The organism is Mesorhizobium sp. M4B.F.Ca.ET.089.01.1.1 (assembly GCF_004022605.1).
Lineage (GTDB): Bacteria > Pseudomonadota > Alphaproteobacteria > Rhizobiales > Rhizobiaceae > Mesorhizobium > Mesorhizobium abyssinicae.
Genome location: NZ_RZOS01001484.1, coordinates 1 through 421 on the forward strand (window position 1 = coordinate 1; position 421 = coordinate 421).

Annotated in this window: 1 protein-coding gene; it reads right to left on the minus strand. The window is 58.9% G+C overall.

Annotated elements, in window-relative coordinates; genetic code table 11:
• Positions 1-112: 112 nt before the first annotated feature.
• Positions 113-421: transposase (locus EN780_RS38005; protein ID WP_145971059.1), on the minus strand; the 309-nt coding region annotated here is incomplete at its 5' end.

Below are 421 nucleotides of genomic sequence, written 5' to 3' on the forward strand. Positions count from 1 at the left end.
GTGGAAACGAGTCCCGGCACGTCCTCTCTTCATCCTCCGTCCCGCGAAGGACATTCATCCGCCCTGGCGGATCTCGTTATCGGATGTTCTCCCTTTCGTTTGGTGGACCCGGCTATATCACCGCCGTCGCTTCCTCTCGCGCCCAGCGGAACTCACTGCCATCGGACCATATTCTGTGCATGATGACAGCTAATCTGCGAGCAAGGGCAACGGTCGCTCTTTGTCGGCCCCGGCGCTTAGCGACGTTCATCGCCCAAGCTTTCAGCCATGACCACTTTTTCACCACCGTCAGCAAGACTTGCGCGGCTTCATAAAGTAGCGTTCGCATCATGGCGTCACCGCACAGGGAAACACGTCCGACGCGATTGTCCTCGCCTGATTGATGCAAGCGCGGCGTTAACCCAAGAGCCGGCCCTACGGC